This window comes from Chryseobacterium sp. YIM B08800 (assembly GCF_026163565.1).
Lineage (GTDB): Bacteria > Bacteroidota > Bacteroidia > Flavobacteriales > Weeksellaceae > Chryseobacterium.
Genome location: NZ_JAPDKN010000049.1, coordinates 23088 through 32481 on the forward strand (window position 1 = coordinate 23088; position 9394 = coordinate 32481).

The 9394-nt window shown below is 33.0% G+C and carries 8 protein-coding genes; 4 read left to right on the forward strand and 4 right to left on the reverse strand.

The window, feature by feature from the left end; translation table 11 throughout:
- Window positions 1-130 precede the first annotated feature (130 nt).
- Window positions 131-1438 carry a helix-hairpin-helix domain-containing protein gene (locus OEW74_RS16595; RefSeq protein ID WP_265429536.1) on the forward strand — a complete coding sequence of 436 codons (1308 nt, stop codon included), beginning with the start codon at window positions 131-133 and terminating at the stop codon, window positions 1436-1438.
- A gap of 132 nt (window positions 1439-1570) precedes the next feature.
- Here OEW74_RS16595 and OEW74_RS16600 read toward each other — a convergent pair whose 3' ends face one another.
- The 4 genes from OEW74_RS16600 to OEW74_RS16615 all read right to left on the reverse strand — a co-directional run bounded on the left by OEW74_RS16600 (window position 1571) and on the right by OEW74_RS16615 (window position 5816).
- Window positions 1571-3694, reverse strand: coding sequence for a type IA DNA topoisomerase (locus OEW74_RS16600; protein WP_265429537.1), 2124 nt, complete (start codon window positions 3692-3694; stop codon window positions 1571-1573).
- An 85-nt stretch (window positions 3695-3779) separates the two neighbouring features.
- Window positions 3780-4301 carry a hypothetical protein gene (locus tag OEW74_RS16605; protein ID WP_265429538.1) on the reverse strand — a complete coding sequence of 174 codons (522 nt, stop codon included), beginning with the start codon at window positions 4299-4301 and terminating at the stop codon, window positions 3780-3782.
- Window positions 4302-4429: 128 nt separating this feature from the next.
- A complete protein-coding gene (locus tag OEW74_RS16610) occupies window positions 4430-4984 on the reverse strand; it encodes a DUF2652 domain-containing protein (RefSeq protein WP_265429539.1) in 555 nt (184 codons plus the stop codon).
- An 85-nt stretch (window positions 4985-5069) separates the two neighbouring features.
- A complete protein-coding gene (locus OEW74_RS16615; RefSeq protein WP_265429540.1) occupies window positions 5070-5816 on the reverse strand; it encodes a metallophosphoesterase in 747 nt (248 codons plus the stop codon).
- 368 nt (window positions 5817-6184) lie between these two features.
- On the opposite strand from OEW74_RS16615, the gene OEW74_RS16620 reads away from it, so the two are divergent.
- The 3 genes from OEW74_RS16620 (at window position 6185) to metQ (ending at window position 8865) form a co-directional block, all read left to right on the forward strand.
- Window positions 6185-7213: a methionine ABC transporter ATP-binding protein gene (locus tag OEW74_RS16620; protein WP_265429541.1), complete on the forward strand. Its 1029-nt coding sequence runs from the start codon at window positions 6185-6187 to the stop codon at window positions 7211-7213.
- Entirely contained in the window at window positions 7206-7862 is a 657-nt protein-coding gene (metI, locus tag OEW74_RS16625; RefSeq protein ID WP_265429542.1) for a methionine ABC transporter permease MetI, read from the forward strand. The genes OEW74_RS16620 and metI overlap by 8 nt, the downstream gene beginning before the upstream one ends.
- Window positions 7863-8055: 193 nt before the next feature.
- Complete coding sequence (gene metQ / locus OEW74_RS16630; protein ID WP_265429543.1) at window positions 8056-8865, forward strand: methionine ABC transporter substrate-binding lipoprotein MetQ; 810 nt, start codon at window positions 8056-8058, stop codon at window positions 8863-8865.
- The last annotated feature ends 529 nt before the right edge of the window (window positions 8866-9394 follow it).

A 9394-nucleotide genomic window follows, 5' to 3' on the forward strand; every position in this document is an offset into this window, starting at 1 on the left:
TTTCATTTTCATACAGTTTTGAGTTAAAATAATTCTTAACTTTATTCTGCGATGTTTCAATTTCGACAATATTTTCTTTAGAAATAGTATTGATTGTAATATCTCACCAAACAAAAACACAAAATGACAGATGAAAAAAAACTATTACCAGCAAATGGTATTTCTAGGAATACTCTTGCTTACGCTACTTGGATTTCAAAAATATGCCAATAAATCTGACGAACCTTTTCCTAAAATCACATTCATTTCTGAAAGTTTACCTGCAGAATCATTTTCAGAATTTGACCCAAACGATTTAGATGAAAATCAATGGCAAAAACTCGGATTTTCTGAAAAGCAAACCGCAACAATTTTAAAGTACAAGAAAATTGTTGGCGGAAAATTTCTATCAAAAGAGCAATTCAAAAAATGTTATGCTGTTTCTGAAGAAAAATATTCTCAGTTGAGTTCTTTTATTTTATTACCTGAAACCAATCTGGAAGCAAAATCCAGAAATTCAGGTTTTAAAAGTTATGAAAAGAAATCTTTACACATCACAAGAAAATTTAATCCTGATCAACTTTCACAAAATGATTGGGAAAATATGGGATTTTCTGAAAAACAGGCTGTGGCAATTCTTAAATACAAAAGTTTCTTAGGCGGAAGTTTTGTGAGCAAAGAAAAATTCAAAGAATGCTTTATCATTAATGAAGAAAACTATGCGAAACTTGAACCTTACTTAATTCTTCCAGAAAAAACTCCGGCTAATTTTAATGCTTATGCTGGAAAATCGAATTCATTTAAATCTAAAACTCTGCAAACTTATTTTGACCCAAATACTTTAGATGTGCAAGGTTGGATAGCTTTAGGTTTCTCAGAAAAACAAGCGAATGTTATCGTTAATTACCGTGACAGAAACCTGAAAGGAAGTTTTAAAACTTTAGAAGATATTAAAAACTGTTTTGTTATTTCCGCAGAAAAGTTTGAAGAATTAAAACCTTTTATCAGACTTAATGCTTCTACAATGGCGAAAAACTCTGAAGAGAAAAAGCCAGAACTCAAACAGGAAAAAACTGATTTTTCAAAAACAGATATGAATTCTATAACGTTTAAACAGCTTTTAGAGTTTGGTTTGGATGAAAAAAGTGCAGGTTCAATGATTGGTTTCAGAAAAAAACTAGGCGGATTTATGACGAAAGAACAGATTTTGGAAACCTACAATATTGACAAGGAATTGGTGCAAAAATTATTAAGCATTGCTCCACTCGATAATTCAAAAGTTGAGCGACATACTTTGGTGGATGCACCCGAAGAATGGCTGAAAAACCATCCTTATTTCAAATATTCCGCAGACAAAATTATTTATTACCGAATCAGCAATCCTGATGATAAAAAAATCTGGAAGTTATTGAAAACTAAGCCTGAATATGAAGCGAGGATGAGACTTTATATAAAGTAGGATGATGGAAGCTTGATGATGGAAGTCCGACAAGTGCCATTTTCTTAGATAGGTAAAACTTTCACTATTTAGACAATTTCTGATTTGATGGCTAAATAAACCTCCAGCTTCAGACATCCATCTTCCAGCCAATTAAATTAAGACTGTTAAAAATTCAGGTGATAGCGTAACAACTCCTTCTGTCAAACTTTCAGGATGAGTGGTGAATCCTTTTAATTTTGAGGTTTTTCCTTTTAAAACCAAATCCATCAATTGTTTATCTGAAAGTTTTTTACCGAAAATTTCAAATGAAACTTTAAAGCCGCAGTTTTTAAAATCGGAACATCCGACTGCGGTTTTTCCTTTCATCAGATTGTGTGATTTACATTTCGGACATTGTGTTTCTTCCCAAGACTGTAATTCTTTTTTTACAGCCGGTTCACGTTTTTTCTTTTCTTTAACCTCTTCTTTTTCTTCATGCAACGTGAAAACTTTTGCCTTTCCGTCAACAACCTTTTTGGTCAATTCGGTCACCATTTGTATCAATTCGTCCTTGAATTGATTCGCTTCGTATTCACCACTTTCAATTTTTCGAAGTTTTAACTCCCACTCCCCTGTTAATTCCGGGCTTTTCAGCAATTCATCTTCAATGGTGTCGATTAGCTGAATTCCGGTTTGGGTAGCAATCAGATTTTTTCTTTTCTTCTCGATATACTTTCGTTTGAAAAGTGTTTCGATAATGTTTGCACGAGTTGACGGTCTTCCAATTCCGTTATTTTTCAACATCTCACGAAGTTCTTCATCATCCACTTGCTTTCCGGCAGTTTCCATTGCTCGAAGCAAAGTTGCTTCCGTGTAGGGTTTTGGCGGCGAAGTTTTTCCCTGATGAATCATCGGTTCGTGTGGTCCTGTTTCCCCTACTTTAAATTCAGGGATCGTCTGTTCTTCTTCCTTATCTTTTTCTTTATCCGTAGGTTCTTCTTTGGCATCTTTTGCATAAACCGCTCTCCAACCCGGTTCGAGGATCTGTCTTCCGCTTGTTTTAAAAGGAATTGTTCCCACCTGAGCTTCAACCAAAGTATTTGAAATTTTACATTCAGGATAAAAAACGGCGATAAAACGCTTCGCAATTAAATCATAAATCAATTTCTCTTCTCTAGTCAAACTTTGAGAAGGCGGAATTTCGGTCGGAATAATTGCGTGGTGGTCGGTTACTTTTGCATCATCAAACACCGCTTTCGATTTTGGAATCGGTTGTTCCAGCAAAGGTGAAATCAAATCTTTGTAAATAACCATACTTTGAAGAATCCCTCCGATTTTCGGGTATAAGCTTTCCGATAGATACGTTGTATCAACACGCGGATAAGTGACGTGTTTTTTCTCGTAAAGACTCTGAATATATTTTAAAGTACTGTCTGCAGAGTACCCAAACTTCTTATTGGCTTCAACCTGAAGTCCTGTTAAATCAAACAATCTTGGATTTTTTTCTTTTCCTTCTTTAATTTCAAATGAAAGAATTTCAAAAGCATTCAGCTTCAGATATTCCAAACCTTTTTCAGCTCGGTCTAATGTTTTTAAACGGTCAATCGCTGCGTTGAAAATAACGTCACGGTATTTTGTTTTCAGCTCCCAATATTCTTCGGTTGTGAATGCATCAATTTCTTTCTGACGCTGAACCAACATCGCCAAAGTCGGAGTTTGTACTCTTCCAATCGATAAAACGGCTTTATTTCCTCCAAATTTTTTAGTGAAAAGTCGCGTTGCATTGATTCCCAACAACCAGTCTCCTATTGCTCTTGCATTTCCTGCTAGATAAAGATTTTTGTAATCTTCGGCTGGTTTTAATTTTTCAAAACCTTCTTTAATCGCTTCTTCTGTCAATGATGAAATCCACAAACGTTGTACAGGTTTATCGCATTTTGCTTTCTGCAAAACCCAACGCTGAATAAGTTCACCTTCTTGACCGGCATCCCCGCAATTAATGACCTCATCACATTCGGCTACCAATTTCTCGATTACCTTAAACTGATTTTCAACGCCTTTGTTTGGAATTAATTTGATTCCGAAACTTTGAGGAATGATCGGCAACAAAAACAAATTCCAGGATTTGTATTGCGGGCCGTAATCGTGAGGTTCTTTCAGGGTGCAAAGATGTCCGAAAGTCCATGTCACACAATAGCCGTTTCCTTCCATATAGCCTTGTTTAGGCATGGTTGCGCCCAATACTTTGGCAATATCTCTGGCAACACTAGGTTTTTCGGCAATACAAAGTTTCATGAATAGTCGGGATTTTTGAAGAAGGGCAAAAGTCGGGATTTTTTTTGGAATTGTAAGGTTTATTAGAAATAAACTCAAAATCTATCTAATAGTTAATTTTTTTAAAGATTAATATTCCTATAACCGCAAAAAGAATTAATAGAATAAAATAGATACTTATATCAATAAACACTAATTTATATTTATCCATGATTGACCAAATCATGGAACCTAATCCAAATACCAATCCTAGAATAGAAATATACGGTGTAAGCTTTTGGTTTTTCAAAGTAATTTCTTTCAATTTATAATCTAAAGCTTTCAAATCTTTTTCTTTCTGTTTTTCTAAATTAAGTGAATCTTCATACTCGTCCCAACTATTAAATCTAAGGATATTTTTTCCTTTTTCTGAAATGCCTGTGACTGTTGTCGTCCCCGTATTATTTTTTGATGTGTATATTAATCCCTCATCTTTCAAACTATTAATAGCTTTCCCAAAATATTTTTTATAGTCTTCATAATTCTCCATTACACTATAAAGTTTCGATTCAAATTGAAATATATTATGTGTTTGGCTCATGTCTTTTACAAATACTAAAATTTTAAATTTTAAATAATTTTCCTCCATAAGATATATTAATTCTCAAATCTAAACAACTTTATGTAATTGAGCATAATCAATTATACATCTAAAAAACGCCCGAATTTCTCCGGACGCTAACAAAGGCAAATAACAAGGAATTAATAATAAATTTGCTAATCTATATTTCCAAAATATTGAATTGCTCCAACATCTGAAACATGCATTTGATCTTCGTTTAAAACATATTCTTTATTCTGAGCATTTTCCAGAAAAGAATGACTGTACAAAGCGTAAGAAGGCTCTTCGGTTAAGCCGTTTTTCAGCATTTGATGCGCTTCTACAATAGGTTTTCCATAGAGTTTTTTGAAACTTCCAATATTATATTGTGAAAATTTTCCGTAGTGAACAATGAATTTTAATGACAATTCAATGGTTGTATTCAACATTTCGCTTAATTTCTGAATTTTCATATTGAAAGCATTTCTCATATTTTTCAGCATTCCCGAAATCTTTTTGTACGAAGGTTGGTTGTCGTAGCGATAAAATAAAATCGCATCGCCCTCAATTTCTGAAATATTAAAATACTGATTGTTTACATCAATCAAAATAGAAAGTAGTTGTTTTACAATATATTCTCCGGTATAAAGTTTTGTATTGAACACAAATTCAGTAAATCCACTGAAATCAGGAATCAAAATAATTCCGCTGTTGATGTTTGTATTCTCCATAATTTTTTGGTTTTGAAAACCTTTACTTTTCTAGACGGAGAAGACTTTCTTTTACTTTAAAAATTCTGTGATTTTCTGTTTAAAATTAAATTTCAATAATCAATTCTTTCTCATAACCATTATATTTTTCAGTAATATAGCCATGCGGATTGCAAATAATTTCGGTCTCTCCTATTTTGTATCTCGTAGGCGTGTGAATATGACCGTGAATCCAGTAAAGAGGTTGATGTTCTGAAATAAAATCTTCAAGATTGGAAGCATACGCCGAAGTAACCGGATCTTTTTTAAAGTGCTCAGGAACCGATTGTAAACCTGGAGCGTGATGCGTAACCACAATGTTTTTTAATCCTTTTGAATTTTCCAGACTTTCTTTGAGCCATTGTCTTGAAAACTGATGAATTTTAAAAGTATCAATACTTCGCATTTTTGAATAAGAAGGATCTCTTCTTATCATTTTATAATCATTCATTTGTGTCTGACAAAGGCTTCCATAAGCCATCGGACTTCCAAATAACGAAAAATCTGTCCATAAAGTAGCACCGTGAAATCTTATGTTTTCAATATCAACGAAAGAATCTTCCAATACTTTTACATTGGAATTTTTTGAGGCTTCTTTTATTTTGTTTAAAGTTTTCGGATAAGAACCTTTGTAATATTCATGGTTTCCTAAGACATAAATCACCGGTTTATCGGGAATTTTAGCTTTAATCCAATCAATTCCTTTCATACCTAAATTAATATCTCCTGCCAATACAATAACATCTGCTCTATCAAAAGATAAATCAGACAATCCGAATTCTTGGTGCAAATCGCTGATGATTTGAATTTTCATGAATCTAAAATAATATTATTCTAAGAATTAAAATATTTTTCAATTTGATTAAATTAAAATATAAAATAACGCACTGATTTACAGTAAATTAAATACATATTTAAAATTAACACTTAAAAAGTCTATTGTTTTGGTAGACTAATAAAAATATATGTTTTATATTTGCAACCGTATTCAAGTTAGGAAATGGAAATGAAATCAAAATTCACCTGCAATTTTATGTCGAAGATGAACATCAATTATATGATGATGTATTGCTGTATGCCTTTGTGTGGGAATTTTAGTGGCTGACCTTACTTTTATTATAACATATTTTTAAAGGCTTTACCACGTTGTAGAGCCTTTTTTTATTTAAAAATTAGAGAAAAATGATAGAAATAAAGAATATTTCAAAAACATTTCATCAGAAAAAACAAGCTTTTAAAGCTTTACATAATATCAATTTAACTATCGAAAAAGGTGATATTGTCGGAATTATCGGTTTTTCGGGAGCCGGAAAAAGTACTTTAATCCGAACTGTTAATTTATTGGAAAGACCTGATGAAGGACAAATTATTATTAACGGAAAAGATTTTACAAAATTAAATTCCAAACAGTTAGCTCATGAAAGGAAAAAAATAGGAATGATCTTTCAGCATTTTAACCTTCTTTCATCACGAACAGTTTTTGAAAACATTGCACTTCCGCTTGAATTGGACAATTTAAGTAAAGATGAAATCAGAGAAAAAGTAAATGAACTTTTAAAAATCGTAGGTCTTGAGGATAAAGCTCACGATTATCCTAAAAGTCTTTCAGGTGGGCAAAAACAAAGGGTTGCTATTGCAAGAGCTTTAGCCAATGATCCTTATCTTCTGCTTTGTGATGAAGCGACAAGCGCGCTCGATCCTGCAACAACGCAATCTATTTTAGAACTATTGAGAGACATTAATCATCGTTTAGGAATCACCATTTTACTGATCACCCACGAAATGGAAGTTATCAAGACTGTGTGTAACCACGTTGCCGTCATCGACAAAGGACAATTAGTATCAAAAGGAACTTTGAGTGAAATTATTTCCAACAAAGAAAATCCTATTATCAAACAATTTTTAAACTCAGGTGTTATGACCATACCGCAAGAACTCAACAAAAAACTACAGAAAGAGCCACAAGATGGTTTGTTTCCGTTGATTGAAATCGAACTGAACGAAAGTATCAGCGTAGAAAAATTACTTTCTGTGATCTACGATCAATATAAAATTCCATATAAACTTCTGAAAGCTGATGTAGAATATTTGGGAGATTCCAATTTCGGAAAACTTCTTTTACAGTTACAGGGAGAAGCTGATGAAAATCAAAAAGCGATCTATTATTTTAATCAGAATAACATTCAAAATACAGTAAAAGGTTATGTTTAGTGATACAGTAATCTCGCTTCTGTCAAAAGGAATTTGGGAAACGGTTTATATGACATTTGTTTCAGGATTTTTCGGTTTTGTTTTGGGTCTTCCTGTTGGAGTTCTTCTTTTTGTAACCCGAAAAGGACAGCTTTTAGAAAATACAATTTATAACAGAATTCTGTCAATTTTAGTAAATATTTTCAGGTCGATTCCTTTTATTATTTTGATTGTCTGGATGATTCCTTTCACAAGATCTTTGGTGGGAACTTCTATCGGAATGAATGCGGCACTCGTTCCTTTAAGCATTGGAGCTGCACCCTTTATTGCAAGATTGGTTGAAAACAGTCTATTAGAAATCCCGAATGGTTTGATTGAAACCGCAAGAGCTTTAGGAGCCACTCCGTTTCAGATCATTAAAAAAGTTTTGTTGCCCGAAGCTTTACCATCATTAATCAATAATGCGACAATCACTTTAATAACTCTTGTAGGATATTCTGCAATGGGCGGCGCTGTCGGAGCCGGTGGATTGGGACAAATTGGTTATCAGTACGGATATATTGGTTATGATGCATTAATCATGAATCTCGTTCTTGGTTTATTGGTCGCTTTGGTTTTTATCATTCAGTTTTCAGGTGATCGATTGGCGAAAAGATTTGACCATAGGTGAGTTTGAGTGGGAGGGTTTGAGAGTTTTAGCGCTTTAGAGTTTGAATCAACAAGAACAGATTTATAAAATTTAATAATAGAGATATCTAATTTATAACTTCTCATTATTCAATATTACTGAATAAGCATCCAGCTTCCATCATCCAACGTCCAACGTCCAACGTCCAACTTTTAAAATAAAAAAATAATTTACAATGAAAAATATAAAAATTTTAGGATTAGCAGTAGGTTTGTTGTTGCTTGGAGCGTGTAATTCTCCTAAAAAAGATGACCCAAATTTCATCAAAGTAGGAATCACTTCCGGCCCTGAACAGCAGATTGCCGAAACCGCTAAAAAAGTAGCTAAAGAAAAATATAATCTCGAAGTAGAACTCGTTTCTTTCAACGATTACGTTATTCCTAACGAAGCATTAAATAATGGGGATATTGATGCGAATGCTTTTCAACATGTTCCTTATCTCAACGAGCAATCGAAACAACGTGGCTATAAATTAGCAGTAATTGGAAAGACTTTTGTTTATCCGATTGTGGCCTATTCAAAAAAAATTAAAAACATCAGTGAACTTCAAAACGGAAGCACAATTGTAATTCCAAATGATCCGACCAACGGCGGCCGTTCTCTCCTACTTTTACAAAAAAATGGATTATTAAAATTAAAAGACGGAATTGGCTTACTACCCAAAGTAACTGATATTGCCGAAAACCCAAAACAACTGAAAATTCTTGAAATAGAAGCTCCACAATTACCAAGAGTTTTGGATGATAAAGAAGTGGTTATTGCTATTATCAATAATAATTTTGCTGCTCAAGCCGGATTGGATGCCGATAAAAACGGGATTTTCAAAGAAGATAAAGATTCTCCTTACATGAATGTTGTGGTTTCAAGAGAAGACAATAAAAATACAGATAAAGTGAAAAATTTTCTGAAAGCTTATCAGTCGAAAGAAGTTGAAGATAAAGCTAAAGAGATCTTCAAAGGCGGTGCTGTGAAAGGTTGGAATTAATGGAGCTATTAGTTGATAGTTGTCAGTTGATGGTTAAATTCCCCTTCCCTGAAGGGGTGGATTTTTGCGCCAGCAAAAAGACGGGGTAGTTCAGATTTCCTATTCCTACAAAAAAATTCTATTATTATATGCGATGCCGCTTCGGAAAACCTTTGCCTCCGGAGCGGTATTTTTTTATTTTGAAGTGCTCTGAAAAATGATAGAAATTTAGAGTCTGTTTAAATTTTTATTAAATGTTTTTCTATTGCCTTGTCTTAATTTTGACTACGTCGAAATAGCATTCATCGACTGAAAGGAGATAATCTTCGATTTCTAAATTAAAATAAACTTTGTTTATTCTTATTTTAACATTAAGGTATTTAGTTATTTAAGCAGGAAATGGTTAAGAAATCAACACGTTGATTTTGTATTAAGTTTTTTTAAGACAATGATCTTAATTTCTTAATGTTAAAAATAAATATCAAATTTAAACAGCCTCTTAATTGTGTAAAATAAATTAATGCTTGTCCGCAATTTCTCTTATTTTATT

Excerpts from the sequence above, each read along its gene's own strand:
- OEW74_RS16595 (WP_265429536.1), top strand. The coding sequence starts at position 131 with ATGAAAAAAAACTATTACCAGCAAATGGTATTTCTAGGAATACTCTTG.
- OEW74_RS16600 (WP_265429537.1), bottom strand. The coding sequence starts at position 3,694 with ATGAAACTTTGTATTGCCGAAAAACCTAGTGTTGCCAGAGATATTGCC.
- OEW74_RS16605 (WP_265429538.1), bottom strand. The coding sequence starts at position 4,301 with ATGGAGGAAAATTATTTAAAATTTAAAATTTTAGTATTTGTAAAAGAC.
- OEW74_RS16610 (WP_265429539.1), bottom strand. The coding sequence starts at position 4,984 with ATGGAGAATACAAACATCAACAGCGGAATTATTTTGATTCCTGATTTC.
- OEW74_RS16615 (WP_265429540.1), bottom strand. The coding sequence starts at position 5,816 with ATGAAAATTCAAATCATCAGCGATTTGCACCAAGAATTCGGATTGTCT.
- OEW74_RS16620 (WP_265429541.1), top strand. The coding sequence starts at position 6,185 with ATGATAGAAATAAAGAATATTTCAAAAACATTTCATCAGAAAAAACAA.
- metI (WP_265429542.1), top strand. The coding sequence starts at position 7,206 with ATGTTTAGTGATACAGTAATCTCGCTTCTGTCAAAAGGAATTTGGGAA.
- metQ (WP_265429543.1), top strand. The coding sequence starts at position 8,056 with ATGAAAAATATAAAAATTTTAGGATTAGCAGTAGGTTTGTTGTTGCTT.